General features: G+C 62.7%; 13 protein-coding genes. 7 read left to right on the top strand and 6 right to left on the bottom strand.

The window, feature by feature from the left end; translation table 11 throughout:
* Nucleotides 1-11: 11 nt before the first annotated feature.
* On the bottom strand, nucleotides 12-695 hold the full coding sequence (locus tag VGL01_RS15165) for a DJ-1/PfpI family protein (RefSeq protein ID WP_331570676.1): 684 nt from the start codon (nucleotides 693-695) through the stop codon (nucleotides 12-14).
* A gap of 160 nt (nucleotides 696-855) precedes the next feature.
* On the opposite strand from VGL01_RS15165, the gene VGL01_RS15160 reads away from it, so the two are divergent.
* On the top strand, nucleotides 856-1,818 hold the full coding sequence (locus VGL01_RS15160) for a GlxA family transcriptional regulator (protein WP_331570674.1): 963 nt from the start codon (nucleotides 856-858) through the stop codon (nucleotides 1,816-1,818).
* Nucleotides 1,819-1,845: 27 nt separating this feature from the next.
* On the opposite strand, the gene VGL01_RS15155 is transcribed toward VGL01_RS15160, so the two are convergent.
* Entirely contained in the window at nucleotides 1,846-2,436 is a 591-nt protein-coding gene (locus VGL01_RS15155; protein WP_331570672.1) for a BPSL1445 family SYLF domain-containing lipoprotein, read from the bottom strand.
* 299 nt (nucleotides 2,437-2,735) lie between these two features.
* Between VGL01_RS15155 and VGL01_RS15150 the strand changes: the two genes are divergently transcribed.
* Nucleotides 2,736-3,305 (top strand): hypothetical protein, encoded by a 570-nt coding sequence (locus tag VGL01_RS15150; protein WP_331570670.1) that lies wholly within the window; start codon nucleotides 2,736-2,738, stop codon nucleotides 3,303-3,305.
* Nucleotides 3,306-3,334: 29 nt separating this feature from the next.
* The gene (locus tag VGL01_RS15145) at nucleotides 3,335-3,832 is read left to right on the top strand and encodes a hypothetical protein (protein WP_331570713.1); all 498 of its coding nucleotides are present in this window, start codon (nucleotides 3,335-3,337) and stop codon (nucleotides 3,830-3,832) included.
* 42 nt (nucleotides 3,833-3,874) lie between these two features.
* Here VGL01_RS15145 and VGL01_RS15140 read toward each other — a convergent pair whose 3' ends face one another.
* From VGL01_RS15140 to VGL01_RS15125, 4 genes are read right to left on the bottom strand one after another with little or no spacing between them, the layout of a single operon-like run.
* Nucleotides 3,875-4,531, bottom strand: a complete 657-nt coding sequence (locus VGL01_RS15140) for a DUF2894 domain-containing protein (RefSeq protein ID WP_331570668.1) — start codon at nucleotides 4,529-4,531, stop codon at nucleotides 3,875-3,877.
* Nucleotides 4,524-5,171, bottom strand: coding sequence for an OmpA family protein (locus VGL01_RS15135; RefSeq protein WP_331570666.1), 648 nt, complete (start codon nucleotides 5,169-5,171; stop codon nucleotides 4,524-4,526). The genes VGL01_RS15140 and VGL01_RS15135 overlap by 8 nt, the downstream gene beginning before the upstream one ends.
* Nucleotides 5,168-7,117: a DUF802 domain-containing protein gene (locus VGL01_RS15130; RefSeq protein WP_331570664.1), complete on the bottom strand. Its 1,950-nt coding sequence runs from the start codon at nucleotides 7,115-7,117 to the stop codon at nucleotides 5,168-5,170. Before VGL01_RS15130 ends, VGL01_RS15135 begins: the two co-directional genes overlap by 4 nt.
* Nucleotides 7,118-7,127: 10 nt before the next feature.
* A complete protein-coding gene (locus tag VGL01_RS15125; protein ID WP_331570711.1) occupies nucleotides 7,128-7,919 on the bottom strand; it encodes a DUF3348 domain-containing protein in 792 nt (263 codons plus the stop codon).
* Between the two features lie 333 nt (nucleotides 7,920-8,252).
* Here VGL01_RS15125 and tssE point away from each other — a divergent pair, with 333 nt between their 5' ends.
* The 4 genes from tssE to VGL01_RS15105 form a co-directional block, all read left to right on the top strand.
* Nucleotides 8,253-8,735 (top strand): type VI secretion system baseplate subunit TssE, encoded by a 483-nt coding sequence (tssE, locus tag VGL01_RS15120; protein ID WP_331570662.1) that lies wholly within the window; start codon nucleotides 8,253-8,255, stop codon nucleotides 8,733-8,735.
* Nucleotides 8,736-8,797: 62 nt separating this feature from the next.
* On the top strand, nucleotides 8,798-10,642 hold the full coding sequence (gene tssF, locus VGL01_RS15115; RefSeq protein WP_331570660.1) for a type VI secretion system baseplate subunit TssF: 1,845 nt from the start codon (nucleotides 8,798-8,800) through the stop codon (nucleotides 10,640-10,642).
* 22 nt (nucleotides 10,643-10,664) lie between these two features.
* On the top strand, nucleotides 10,665-12,518 hold the full coding sequence (gene tssF / locus VGL01_RS15110; RefSeq protein WP_331570659.1) for a type VI secretion system baseplate subunit TssF: 1,854 nt from the start codon (nucleotides 10,665-10,667) through the stop codon (nucleotides 12,516-12,518).
* 141 nt (nucleotides 12,519-12,659) lie between these two features.
* The coding region (locus tag VGL01_RS15105) for a type VI secretion system Vgr family protein (protein WP_331570658.1) at nucleotides 12,660-14,576 on the top strand (1,917 nt) is incomplete at its 3' end.

The following is a 14,576-nucleotide window of genomic DNA, read 5'->3' as shown; positions in this document are numbered from 1 at the left end:
ACGCGCCACGCTCACGCCCGTGACGCGTCCACGATCTCATTGACGACTGCGGCTCGCTTTGCAAGCGAAGCGGCCGAACGCGCCTTGCCCATCGCCAGAATATGAGCGGGCGCCGTATCGGGACTGCCCGACTCGAACGGCGGCGCGGGCGCGTATTCGAGCTCCAACTGGATCGCCTGAGCTTCATCGTCGCCCGCCAGTTCCGCCGCGATGGTCAATGCGAAGTCGATGCCGGCCGTGACGCCGCCACCCGTCAACAGATTGCCATCGCGAACGACGCGGCCGTGCGTCGCAATGGCGCCCAGCGGTTCGAGCAGCGAATGAAATGCCCAGTGCGTCGTGGCGCGTCGGCCACGCAATAGCCCCGCGGCACCCAGCAGTAGCGAGCCAGTGCAAACGGAGGTGACATAACGCGCGCCGGCTGCTTGCTTGAGAACGAACGCGACCGTTTCCTCGTCGCGCATCAAGTTCGTCACGCCGCTGCCGCCCGGTATGCAGATGACGTCGAGCTGGGGGCAGTCGCTGAAACTGATGCTCGGCGTCAGCAGCAGTCCGCTGCTCGAGGCAACGGGCGCTCGTGTTTTCCAGACCAAGTGCACCGTGGTATCCGGTAGCGATGTGAGCACGTCGTGCGGCCCGGTCAGATCGAGTTGCTGAACTTCGGGGAATACGAGAAAGCCTACTTGCAGTGTCATGAGGTACCTCGGCGATGGAATGAAACGGAACGATGCCGGTTCGCTGCGGCCAGCGCGGATCGCCCGTCGACAAGACCATTCTATGCGTGTACCGTATGGCAGAAATGCCATTTAACCCACGTTTCCTGCCACGTCGATTTAGAAGCCGATTATCCAGGCGATGCTTCCGATTCTGATTCTCGCGTTCCCCGATGCGCAGTTGCTCGATATCACCGGGCCGCTACAGGTTTTCGCCTCGGCCAACGAGCTGGCTGCGGAAAGTGGGCGGGCGAGGCCGTATGCGGCGCGTGTCGTCGCAGCGGAGCCCGGCGCGGTAATCACCTCGTCAGGGCTTGCCGTGGTAGCCGATGGACTCCGTTCGGCCGCAAAAGGCATCGATACACTGATCGTTCCAGGCGGCAGAGGGGTCGAGGCAGCGTCGCAGGACGCGAGGCTGACGCGCTGGGTTCGTAAGCAGGCGAGTGGCGCGAGACGTGTCGTGTCGGTATGCAGCGGAGCCTTCGTGCTGGCGGAAGCCGGCCTGCTCGACGGGCGTCGCGTAGCGACGCACTGGAGCCGCTGCGAGCAATTGGCGAAACGCTATCCCGCGCTTCAGGTGGAAGCGGACCCGATCTTCATTCGGGACGGCGCGATATGGACATCGGCCGGTGTGACCGCAGGCATCGATCTGGCGCTGGCGCTCGTCGAAGAAGACCTCGGCAGGCCCGCCGCCCTCGATGTTGCGCGCGAGCTCGTGGTCTTCATGAAACGCCCCGGCGGGCAGGCGCAGTTCAGCGCGTTGCTGTCGATGCAACAAGCGGGCGACCCATTCGCCGAGCTGCATACATGGATGGCCGAGCATCTGGGCGCCGACCTCTCGATACCGGCATTGGCGCGCCGCGCCCGCATGAGCGAACGCAGCTTCATGCGGCACTACCGCGCCGAGACGGGCCGCACGCCGGCGCGAACGGTCGAGCAGTTTCGCGTGGAAGCCGCGCAGCGCTTGCTTGGCGAAACGTCATGGTCGATCAAACGCATCGCCTCCCGGTGCGGATTCGGCACGGAAGAAACGATGCGCCGCACGTTTATCCGTCTGCTACGCGCGACACCACAGGCGTATCGCGAGCGGTTCGCCTCGCAATGATGCGCGCCGCAGGCGCCTCCGCACAGTTCAGATAACGAGCCGCGAGATCTTGGTGCCCTCGAGCGAGACGCCTGCCATCAATCCCGCATTCGTCAGAACGAATGCTTCCACGGGGCTCAGCGTCGTCGAGGTATCGACGTTGCCGTTCGCCCCGACATGGAGTACGGCCACCGTGGCATCGACGCCCGCCGCCCACCCTTGGCTGTTGACGAATTTGTCGAGCGCCTCTTGCGTCATGAACAGCATGACGATGGCTTTGGATTGCGCACCGATCTGCAGTCCGAACGATGCGGCCGCGATGCTGTAGTAGCCGCTCGTCTGCTCGCCTATACGCAAGGCGCCCTGGCCGTATTGGCCACCGAACCAGAAGCCGGCCGAAATGACCGAGGGAAACACGAGCACCCCGCGCGCCTTGCCGACGAGTTCCCTAGAACCGTTGACGGTGGCGTAGAGCCGGGACAGCGTCGAGTTGACGTCGGCATCGATCGACTGACGCCGTCCGGCATTGGCCTCGGGCGTGGCGCTCGACGAAGCGGGCGTGGTCGTGCATCCGGCCAGCGAGAGTCCGCCCGAAGCCACGAGGGCACTCGTCATCGCAATGAATTGACGGCGTTGCATGGATTCTCCTGATGATGTGAGCGGCGCGCGATGTCTCGATTCTCCGCACGTCAGTGTCAGTGACCCGAAAAGAGGGGACGGAGTTCCTGACAGATAGTTGCGCGCAAGGCGACGCGAACAGATACTGGCCGATACGCGACGCGCAAGCACCGTTTGCTGCCGCTTGCCGCGGTTTGCAATTCTTTGCGTTTTTCGAGTTGCACGGCGCACACCATCCTGTACCATGCTGCGGCACGGAAAACCCTGCGATCCCGCGCCTGCTCGACGCCGGGCTCGCACCACCATCGAACACTGAACGCATGAAAGATCTCGGACATCATGCCGCTTGGCGCAGCGGTTCGTTCATCGTATCCCGCGCCGTGCTGGCGGTCGTCGCGGCCACGCTTGGCGCCGCGCTTGCCGGCTGCAACTCGCTCTATACGGAAGGTGCGACAGCAGGCGCCGGCGTTGCCGGTGCCGCAGTCGCCAGCACGGTCACGCACAACGCTGCGACGGCGGCGGGCATCGGCCTCGGCGCCGTCGCAGCAGCACGAGCTGGTGTTCAGTTCTCCCAGCGAATCGTCCATCGCGACACCCAGGACAGCATCGCCAAAGTGGCCGGGCCGCTCGGCGTCGGGGCAGTGGCGAATTGGAGCGCGACGCATTCGGTGCCCATCGAAGAGGACGAGCACGGACGTGTCACGGTGAGCCGTGTCATCAGCCAGGGCGCGCTCGATTGCAAGGAAATCGTGTTCTCGGTCGATCGGCCCGCGAAAAAGGATACGCCGGCGTCGAGCGCGTTCTACGTCGCCGCCGTTTGTCAGGACGGCAATGCATGGAAGTGGGCATCAGCCGAACCCGCCACAGAACGTTGGGGCGCGCTGCAATGAGCGGGCCGATGACCCCACGCTTGCCGTTGATGCGCCTGATCGCAGTAGGGACGTTTTCCATTTACGCGGGTCTTGCTTTGAGCGGTTGCGCATCGGTGGGGGCTGCGGCGGGTGCCGTTGCCGGTGCGGCGACAGGTCTGGTGTCGGCCAATCCTGCCGTCGGTATCGGCGTCGGCATTGCGGTGCAGGGCGCAACGGACGAGGCGGTCAAGCGCTACACGCGTTCGATGCATACCGATCAACAGGACGCGATTTCCAGCGCGGCCGGTGAGATGGACGTTGGGCAAACGCGTCCGTGGCGTGTCAAGCACCGCATCCCGCTCGAAAACGGCCACGGCGAGGTACGCGTGACGCGCGCTTTCGCGACGCCGCTCGCGAGCTGCAAGGAGTTCGTGTTCTCGGTTGTCGATGGGGAAAAGCCCGGCGCGCCGCAGCACTGGTATGCGGCGAGCGCGTGTCAGCAGGACAGCCGATGGAAATGGGCGTCGGCCGAGCCGGCGGTCGAACGTTGGGGCACGTTGCAGTAACGTGCGGGCACAAGGCGGCTGTTTGCAGCGACGGCGTTCGCGTCAGCGCGATTTGCCGCGCGCGCTCTTTTTGACAGAGGCGGGACGCGCGCCATCTTTCGCCGCCATCCCCTCGCTTTCGTTCAATTGTTCGATCCAGGACAGTGCGTCGACATAGCCCAGGAATTGCCGCAGGTACTCCGGGGACAGCTCGCGCATCAACGAGAGCGAGCGATATACGAGGCTCTCGGAATTGAGCGGCCCCGCATTGCCGGGCACCTGTTCGTGCGATTCGCGTAACCGGCGCTCGGTGCTGAGCTTGGACCACGTGTGCCTGAAATAATCGAGTGCTTCCGGCTCGGGATCGAACCGCGATGGACCTGCCGTGCCGCCGATTGCAGGACGATCGCCATCGCTGGGCGCACGATTCGCGGCCATCTGGTCGACGAGCTCGGCCAGCGCGCTACGCGGGCAGGGGTTTGGCGCCATCGGCATGTCGCGCTCAACCGCAACCGGCGCGGCTTTTTCAAGGTCTTCGGCATAGGCGTCGATCAACCCTGCGATTCGCTCGTCCAGAAGGCGACGCACCTCGCCCGTCTGGTACGCGGCCCGGCGTGCGAGCGCTTCGATCGCTCGGAAGCGCACCGGCTTCACGCGATCGGCACCGCTTTCGCGCCATGCTTGCAGCATCGAGGCTGGATCGAGGGCCTCGCTAGCCATGGGACCTCGGGGTGGAGGCCGCCGCCTTTGGCATCGGCGCGAGTTCGACGCGTCGATTCCTGGCCCGGCCTTGTTCGTCCGCATTCGAACTCACGGGCTGTTGGGAGCCGAACGCGGCCGCAAAAACCGACGACGGTGGAATGCCTTCGTCGATCAACGCGCGCGTCACGGTGAGCGCACGCTTGGCCGAGAGTTCCCAGTTGTCGGCAAAGTGCCGGTTGCCTTCGCGAACCTGCAGATCGTCCGCGAAACCGCTGACCATCAGGATTTCCTCGTGACCTCGTAAATAGGCCGCCAGCGGCCCTGCAAGGCTCTTGAGCAACTCGCGCCCCTTCGGCTGCAGTTGGTCCGAGTTGAGCGCGAAGAGCAGGCTGCCGCTAATGCCGATGTGTCCGTCGACGAGCGTCACGCGGCCCGCCGCGAGCGGCCCGGCCAGCGCCTGCTCCAGTGTTTTGCGCCGCTGCGCTTCGAGCTGCCGTTCCTTGATCTCTTTGTCGAGCTGTGTGGAGAGCTCCATTTGAACGCCGATGACGCCCACCAGGATCAGCACGAACACACCGAGCAGAACCGACATCAGATCGCCGAAGGCGGCCCAGATCGGCGCGCCCGATTCGGCGCCGGCTTCGATTTCCTCGCTCATGCCGCCTCGGCTCCGGCGGATTCCGGCGTGCGCTGCGTGGCGAGCCGTTGCAAATCTTCGACGATCTGCTTTTGCGACATCATGCTCAGATCGATGACTTCCCGCGCTTGGGCGACGTAGTAGGCGAGTTGGTCATCGCTGCGGGCGAGCGATTTGTCGAGTGCCGCTTCGATGCGCTCCAGATGCGCGACGAGTTTCTCGTTCGCGTCGCCGAACAACTGTGCGGCAGCGCCGAATGCTTCCGAAAGACTCGCCACTTCGATTGCGCTGCTCGTCATCTGCGCGACAACGGTGCCGAGCTTGTCCGACTCGGATCCGAGCGTTTCGGTGAAGCGCTGGCCTGCGCGTTCGAGCAGACCCGAGGAGGTCGCAATCAGCTCGTCCACGGCCGAGCGTTGACGAGTCGAAGCGTCGTTGACCGCATCGAGCAGCGTATTGAACGTCGCCAGCATTCTGCTGCGCTCTTCGAGCATCGCCGTATCGCGCGCCATGCTGTCGGACAGCTTCTGACGCAATTGCGCGACGACTTCGGCCGCGAGCTTCGGTGCCTCCGATGCGGCTTGCATCAGGCGCGCAATCTCGGCGATCGTCTCGCTTGCATGGGCCTGCGTGTGGGCTGCCGTTTCGCGCATCGTGCGGGACAACGTATCGCAGATCTCCTGCTGGCGGCTTGCGTTGCCGGCACCCGCGCGCTCCCATTCCTGACTCAAAGCCGCGGCCATTGTTTCAAGCCGTTGGGCCCAGGCCGCGAGTCGTGTTTCGTCGCGCGATGCGAGCAGATCGGCCAACCGGACGTGCGCTTCACCCGTGGACTGGAGCAAAGACGCCGAATGCTGCTCGAATTGGGCAGCCGCTGCATCCACATACTGTTGCGCCGACGCGCTCAGGCGCGCGACGAGCGCCTCGTTCGATTGCCGATGCGCATCCAGCGCGCCGTTCCAGATCTGCGCCACCGCGGCGCTCGACGTTTCGAAGCCTTTCGATAACCCATCGAGCTGGCGCTCCACCGACCGAGCGATGCTGTCGCGCAGCGCGACGCTCTCGCGTTCGAGGCCGGCCATCGTGGTTTCGACGACCGGCTGGAGCATGGCCCCCGCGTGGCGGGCGTTTTCGGCGATGCTCTCTTTCAGCGATTGCTCGACCGACGACGCAAGGCGCAGATAGGCCGCTTCCGTCTTGCTGTGAAACGCTTCCTGGCTGGCCAGCTGCCGCTCGTTCGACTTCAGGTTTTGCTGTTCGATCGCGATGGTCATGGCGTGCAACCGGTCGACCAGCGTTGGCATCGCATCGGCCTGCCGCTGCAGCAATCGGAACGCTTCGTCGCGCTGATGCGCAGGCGAAAACGCACGCAGCGTCGTTGCGATCCTGGCATCGAGCAACTCGACGGCCTGCGTGCGCTCGCGTCGGCAAAACGCGGCGAGCAGGCCCAGCATCGCCGAAGTGGCGACGCCGGCAATCGAGGTGCCGAACGCGAAGCCGAGCCCTTTCACCGGCGCGGCCAACGAAGCCCGGATCGCTTGAAGGTCGGCGGCGCTTTCGAGCGCCGCACCGGTACCGCGAAGCGTCGCCATCATGCCGAGCAGCGTACCCAGCATGCCGAGCAGCACGAGCAAGCCGACCAGGTAGGGTGCGAGCGTAGGCGAGGGCAACGCGCCGCGCGCGCCTTCGATGCGCAGGCGCACCGCATGGCGCAGGCTCGCGGGTACGCGTTCGAGCCACGCCCCAAGCGCGGGCGGCGGCTCGGCAAGGTCCGAGACTGCTTCGATCAGTCCGGACGTAGCCCGATGATGGCGTTGCAATTCGACCGAGCCGGCGACATAGCACGCGCCGATCAACAGCGTGACGATGAGCGCCACCGGGTTCGAGACGACATAGCCGGTACCAATCCAGGCAAGAACGGCGAGACCGGCCAGGAACACTGCGAGATGAATGGGATTCCTAAACATTGGGTCCGGATTAGCAGGTGCGGAGGGCGGCAAGCAGCCCTTGCACCGGTTGAAAACGAAGATCGAGCTCGGCGTGCAGAACACACTGCATGTCGTAGCGGAACGTGTCCAGCCACGCACCGGGCTCGATCGTGGTGAGGCGGCCCTGAGCCTGCGCTTGTGCTTCTCCGTGTGCCAACCGTTCGGCTTCGGCCGTACGCAGGCGCTCGAAATGCCCACGCAGCGCAACGGGCGCACTGCTCAACAGATGTTGCTCGCGCGCTTCGAGCGCGCGCTCCATTGCAGCATCGACCAACGCAAGGCGGCCCATCGCGCTCGAGCGCATTGCCAGCGTGGCCCTCAGGCGGCGGCGCAGATTGCCGATATGGGTCTCCATGCTCTGCTGCAATGAGAGGTAGCACTGTCGAAAGAGCGTGTAATCGGCTGCGTCGTCGCCCTTGTCGTTGCGCCGCGGCGCGTGCACGGGTATTGATGCGCGCCCGGGCGTTCCGCGTGTCGCGAGCCTTGCGGGCATCAATATGCTGTCGCCGGCAATGGCGCGAGCCAGCGTTGCACGAACGCGATGGCACTCGCTTTCGCATGCTTCGGCCGTGCCCAACGGTTGAGCGTCGGCGACGACAGCGGCGGACGCGCCCCCACCGAGCGCCGAGGAGAGCGCAATGGCGTCGGTCCAATCGAGCCACCCCGTCAGGCGCTGCGAGAGCGTCTGCGCGGGTTCGGCGACGTTGCTGTCTGTCAGGCGGGCGAGCAGACGAATAAGTGTCGGACCGCTCAGTGCTGAGCGCTGCGGGACTGTCACGATACGGCTTTACGAACGGAGTCGAAAAACCCGACAGTTTACACGCTGACGCGGGATCGACCTCCCTTGTCGAGGTCGGCGGCTTCGGCGCCGCTGCCGTCGGGCCTCAGGGCGGTACGTGTGCCTTCGCGCCACGAAACCGAGTGATAGCAGGATGGTTCGAGCGCCAGTCCTGGCCGGCTTCATCTGGAACTCGTTGCGACCTGGCGAGCATTTTCAGATATTTCTGATTTTCTCGGCAGCAGCGCGAGCGTTCCATCAGGCGCTGGAGTGGTCCTGTATCATACGCCTCGCACTTGAGAGGGTGCATCACTACGGATTCTTTCAAAAAAATAGATGAACCGTTTCGAACCTAGTCTGCTCGACAAATTGTTCGGCGACGGCCCGAATCAGCCGGCGTCCGCCGTTGTGCGGCAGCTGTCGCTGGACGAACTCAAAGGTACGGTCGCGCGCCATATCGAGTCTCTTCTGAATGCCCGAATTACATTCACCGACGAACGCCTCGCCGGGTTCGACGAATGCCAGCGATCGGTGCTGACCTATGGGCTCAACGATTTCGCAGGGCTCAGTCTCGCCAGTCACGACGACCGGGAGACCATCTGCAAGTCGATTCAACGCGCGATCGAACGCCACGAGCGCAGGCTCAAGCAGGTCGAGGTCGAACTGGAAGTGAACGTGCAGTCCACGAACCTGCTGTGCTTCGCCATCAAGGCAATGCTGGTCGTGCATCCGGCCTCGGAGCCCGTCAACTTCGACGCCATGCTGCAACCGTCCACGCTGCAATATTCGGTCAGCCGCGCACGCCCAAAGAGGCTCTAAAAGAAGGCCACGAAAACAATAGCGGCGCACCGGCCGGCTAGCACACTGATCCTGAGACCCAGATGGAAGAATTACTGCCGTACTACGAGCGCGAGCTATCGCATTTGCGCCGTTATTCCGGGGGCTTTGCACAGCGCTATCCCAAGATTGCGGGACGCCTTTTGCCGGCGGACGAGCACGGCGACGATCCGCACATCGAGCAATTGATCCAGGCGATAGCGCTGCTCGATGCTCGCATCGGCAAGAAGCTCAAGGATGATTATCCGCAGTGTGTCGAGGCGCTGTTGGACGTGATGCATCCGCATTATCTGCGCCCGTTCCCGTCATGCTCGATTGCGCAGTTTACCGTCACGGCTGCCACAGACGGTAAGCCGATCTCCCATAAGCTGGCACGTGGCACGGAGTTGGTCAGCCGGTCGATCAACGGTGTTCAGTGTCGATTCAAGACCGCCTACGACGTGACGCTTGCACCGCTTGCGATCAGCGAGGCGCGTTATCTGCCGGCGGCTGCGGCCCCTGTCGTTTTGCCGGTGAACGCGGCGGGGATCGTGTCGATGACATTCGAATCGACGGCGCCGCACCTGGATTTACGATCGCTCGGCCTGCGTAGCGTCCGCACGCATTTGAATGGCGAATCCTCGTTCATTGCGGCGCTCGCCGATGGATTGTTCATTCATGCGCTGGCAGGCTATGTGCAAGCTGATGGCGATGGTAGCTGGAAGCCGTTGCGGACAGTACCCGTCGCGCAGGCCGGATTCGATAAGGACGATGCACTGCTCGACTATCCGTGGAAATCGCACCCGGCATACCGTCCCCTGGCGGAGTACTTCGGCTTCCCGGAGAAACACGATTTCGCCGACATCGACCTCGGCGCGATACTCGATACTGCGGGGCCATGCCGGAGCGTGACGCTGTACGTGGTGCTGAAGGAAGGCCACGGTAACCCGCACGCTGCGCGCCTGCTGGACTCGTTGTCGGCCACGCACTTTCGCCTGTTCTCGACGCCCGTCGTCAATGTGTTTCGCCGCCCCGGCGAACCTATCCGCGTGACGCACCAGGCAGTCGCGTATCCGGTCGTGGCCGATGCAAGCCACGCGGCCTCTTACGACATTTATTCGATCGATTCAGTGAACGTCGTGCGCCAAACGCAAACGCGTAGCCGCGTCATCGAGTTCCGGCCGATTTTCTCGCAGCGCTACGGCGATGACCCACGGTCCGTGCATTACTGGCTCACCCGCCGCGACCCAGCGGTGGCCTTGGCAAGCCCCGGCTACGAAACGGAGATTTCGGTCATCGACACCGATTTCGATCCGATGGCGTCGCACACCGATACGTTGAGTCTCGAGCTGACCTGCACGAACCGGAATCTGCCCTCCAGACTCGCCATCGGGCTCGAGGGCGGCGACTTGTTCTTGCGGGACAGCGACGAGCATGATGGCCCCTCGATCGGTGCGGCCATGCTGCGCCGTCCGACGCCGACGTTGCGCTTCGAACGCAGCGACGCGTTGCATTTGAGGTTTGCTACGCACCTTGCGCTCGATCATCTCTCGCTTGCCGATATCGGGGTCGACGCGCTCAAGGCGGCGTTGGTGTTATACGACCTACGGCGCTCCGCCGTGACATCGCGGCACATCGAAGGGATCGTGGGCGTCGAGGTGCGCGATGCCGCGATTGAGCTACCGGGAAACCCAACCATGACGGCAGTGCCAGGGACTGAATTGCGCGTGACTCTCGACGAGAAGCATTTCGTCGGTGCCAGCATCGCAACGTTCGTGGGCACGATCGATATGTTTCTCGGTTACTACGTGCAGCTCAATAGCTTTGTTCAACTGGTCGTCCTTTCGAAATATACGGGCGAACCGATTGTGCGATGCAAGCCGCGCAGCAGCGACTTGATTCTCGGGTGATGGAAAAGGGAGATCTTTGCCGATGACGACACGCCACGACGAGTTCGACGACGATCTACTTCGGCATTATTACGAGCGAGAACTGGAGATTCTGCGCCGGGACTTGCGCGCGTTCGCGCAGCGAAATCCGGAGGCGGCCACGCGATTGTCGGTCAATAGCGATGGACGTTCGGATGACGCGGGCGTGGAACGCATGGTGCAATCGACAGCCATTTTGCACGCCCGCCACAGCGCAAAAATCGATGACGACTATCCCGAGTTGTCCGAGGCACTGATCGAACGCACCTTTCCGCAGTACCTTCGCCCCTTCCCGTCGTGCTCGGTCGCACAATTCGACATGGCAGGGATGTTCGATAGCTTGACTGAATCCGTCCGGATCGAGCGTGGGACGCAGTTGAAGACGACGGAGGGCGGGTGTTTGTTTCGAACCACGTATAACGTCGTGCTGGCGCCGGTGGAAATCGCCCGAGCCCAGTATGCGACCACGCCAACGGCTCCCCTTAGCGTCAAGCTGCCACCCGATGCCAGTGGCATGCTCTCTGTGACCTTCCGCTCTGCCAAGACCGGCAGCCGCCTCGGTGTGGCCGCCCCGGCTACGCTGCGGGTCCATCTCGCCGGCCAACCGTCAGTGGTCGCGGCGCTGATGGATACCATGCTGCTGCGCACGGCGAGGGCTTATGTCGAAGACAGTGAAGGACGCTGGGCTCGGCTGCCGACGATTGCCGTTGCACCGGTGGGGTTCGGTCCGCACGATTGGCTAGTCACAGATGCAAAAGAGCCCGGCCAGCCGTTCGGGCTGCTTGGCGAATACTTCGCTTATGCCGAGCGCTTCCATTTTGTCGACATCGATTTGGCGTCGGTGTGTGCGGCGGCACAGGGCGAACCGGCGGGCGAACCGCAGTCCGAACAATTGACGCTGCATTGGGTGGTGACGGGTGTTCCGCCGAATTCGCGCGCCGCTCAGCAGCTCGCGCATCTATCGGCGGATCACCTGAAGTTGTTCTGCACACCGGTCGTCAATTTATTCGAAAGAAAGGGCGTCTCGCTCAAGTACGATCGGCAAAATGGTGTGTGGCCGATCCACGCGCAGGCCAAGAACGACGCACACACCGAGGTGTGGTCGGTCGATCAGGTTTGCACCGCGCAAGGCACTCGGCTGCGCTCGTCGGCCGCGCTGATGACCGGTCACGCACCTTCCACGTGGACATTCATGCAGCGTAGTGGTCCCGCATCGCTTGAGACCGGGCTCGCTGCGGCACTGCGTCTTGAGGGCACCGACGCTCGAGTGAGGACGGGCCCCGAGATGGACACACTGGTAGCGGACGTGACGTGTACCAATGGGGATTTGCCGCATTCCTTGCCGTTCGGCGCATCGGGTGGGGACATGCGGCTGGCAGCCAAGAAATCAGCTACCGAGAATATCGCGTTGCTCCACGTGCCCACATCGGTCGTTCAGCTTTCTCGTACCAACGGTGCATTGTGGCGGCTCATTGGTCAGCAGACGCCCCACGCATTAAGGTTGACTCAGGCCGGGTTGCCGGCCCTCAAGCAACTGTTTCAGCAATTCGCGCAACTTTCGCCTTCGCAAGCGCAGCACGTCGACGGCATCACGGGCCTGAAGCACCGGGCGGTCATGACATTCATGGCGAGAGCGCCGCAGCCGGCGATGGTGCGCGGGATCGAGGTGACGCTGGAAATCGACGAGCAACGCTTCGTCGCGCACAGCGTCGCCGTCTTCGCACGCGTCATGGAGCGCTTCTTTGCGCCATACGCGCCGTCCAACAGTTTCGTTCAATTGGTCATTGGCTCCAGCACTCATAGCGGCGCCGTTTTATGGCGAGGCGAGCCGGTGAGAGGCGGATCGCCACTATTGTGAATACGGGCTGTAAGTAGGCAATCATTGCCGAAAACCATAAATGGATCGGAAATATTTGCTTTGCGAACGATCGACCGATCCTAACAATGCTGTGAGGTATTTGGGCGTGAAGAAAATCTATGTAAAATCGCGCGACTCTGAATGCCGACTTCTTCGTCAGGCTTGCTAATGAATACGAACTTGTCTGTTCAAGATCTGCGAAAGATCGCCACGGGGATGCAGCACAATCGGCTATTGACGCTGTCATTCCCGGATGGCAAAGCGCCGTACGACATCCTGTTGGTGAATCGTCTCGAAGGCGAGGAATCGCTCTCGCGCGATTTCCGATTCGTGATCGAAATCCTGTCGGATAACGCAAAGCTCGATCCCAATGAGTTCGTCGGCAAGCTCATTGCGGTGAAATTGCTGCGCAACGATGGCAGCTATCGGTATTTCAATGGACATATTTTTTCGTTTCGGCTCGTGCGGAGCGACGGGGGCATCGTTTTTTACGAAGCCGAAATGGGCCCGTGGATTCGGTACCTGACGCTACGCAAGAACAACCGGCTGTTCCTGGATCAGGATATCCGCGGCCAAACCGCCACGATCTTCTCCGATTACGGCACGCTGGCGGTCTGGCAGTGGAAGGTCTATCAGAAGGACCCTTCGATGACGATGGCGTGCCAGTTTGGCGAGCACGACCATAACTACGTCCACCGCCGCTGGGAGCACTTGGGGCTGTGCTACTGGTACGAGCACACGGCGACGGAGCACAAGCTGATCATCTCCGATCCAGGGCGCCAGGAGCCGGTCATCGACGGTGAAAGCCCCAAGGTTCCTTACCAGAGCCAAGCCGGTTCACAGGAAGCGGACGGGATCGCATCGTGGTCGTTCATTCAACAAGTCACGTCCACGCACATTGGTGAGTCGACCACCGACTTCAAGGCCATGCCCCATTTGAACGCGCGTAGCGGCGGGTTCGTCGATGCGCGCACCGACGCATGGGCGAGTGATCGCGGGCAGAAGCTGGAATGGTACGACTATGCAGGCCAGTATGCGCACCGCGACCTGGAAGACGGGGAGTGGCAAACCAGTCGCCGTATCGAAGCCATCGAGGCGATTGCACGTGAGTGGGAGGCCACCGGCAACAACCGCTTCGTGATGCCGGGGCGGTGGTTTCAACTAACCGACCACTTCGGATATTCGATCAGCGCCAGCCATTTCGACGATGAATATCTGATTACCTTTGCGCATCACGTTGCGACGAACAACTACCTTCAGGGTGTCGGCGCGCAGGCGACGTACAGCAACCGATTCACGTGCGTGAAGAAAACCACGCCGTGGCGGCCGATGCGCGGATTGAACAGCGTCGATACACGCATCTTGGCGCCGCAGACGGCGATCGTGGTCGGCCCCGAGGGCGAGAGCCTCTATACCGACGAGTACGGGCGTGTGCTGCTGCAATTTCATTGGGATCGAGAGGGCAAGTACACGACGTGGGTGCGCGTCTCGAGCGGCTGGGCGGGCGGCAGTCAAGGGATGAGTGCGCTGCCCCGGATCGGCTCCGAGGTGGTCGTTCAATGGATTGACGGGAACCCTGACCATCCGCTTGTAACGGGGCGCGTGGGGAGTGCGATGAACCTGCCGGCGTGGCGGTTGCCACATCAGCGGGCGCTGACGGGCATTCGCAGCCGCGAGCTCGTGGGCGATACCGGCAACCGAGGTGGCGGGCGTAGCAATCACTTGGTTTTTGATGACACGGCCAACGCCATTCAGACGCAGCTGCGAAGCGATCATCAAGCAAGTCAATTGTCGCTCGGGAGTATTACTCGGATCGAGGATTGGCAGGGGCGGCAGGATGCGCGTGGGGAAGGCTTCGAGCTGCGCACCGATGCAGTCGGGGCGATTCGCTCGGGCAAGGGTATGTTGGTGAGTACCGAAGCTCGGCGATCGGGGCAGTCGCACATTTCGGATGTGAGCGAACCGGCGTCGCGTCTGGCGCAAGCGCAGCGGCAGCACGATGAACTCGGCAAATTGGCCCAGCAGCACCAGGCGCAGGATAGCGCAGGCGATCAAAGC

Origin of the sequence: Trinickia sp. (assembly GCF_036503415.1) — a bacterium.
Taxonomy (GTDB): Bacteria; Pseudomonadota; Gammaproteobacteria; order Burkholderiales; family Burkholderiaceae; genus Trinickia.
The sequence above is the reverse complement of the archived record's forward strand: the minus strand, read 5'-3'. Positions and strand labels throughout refer to the sequence as shown.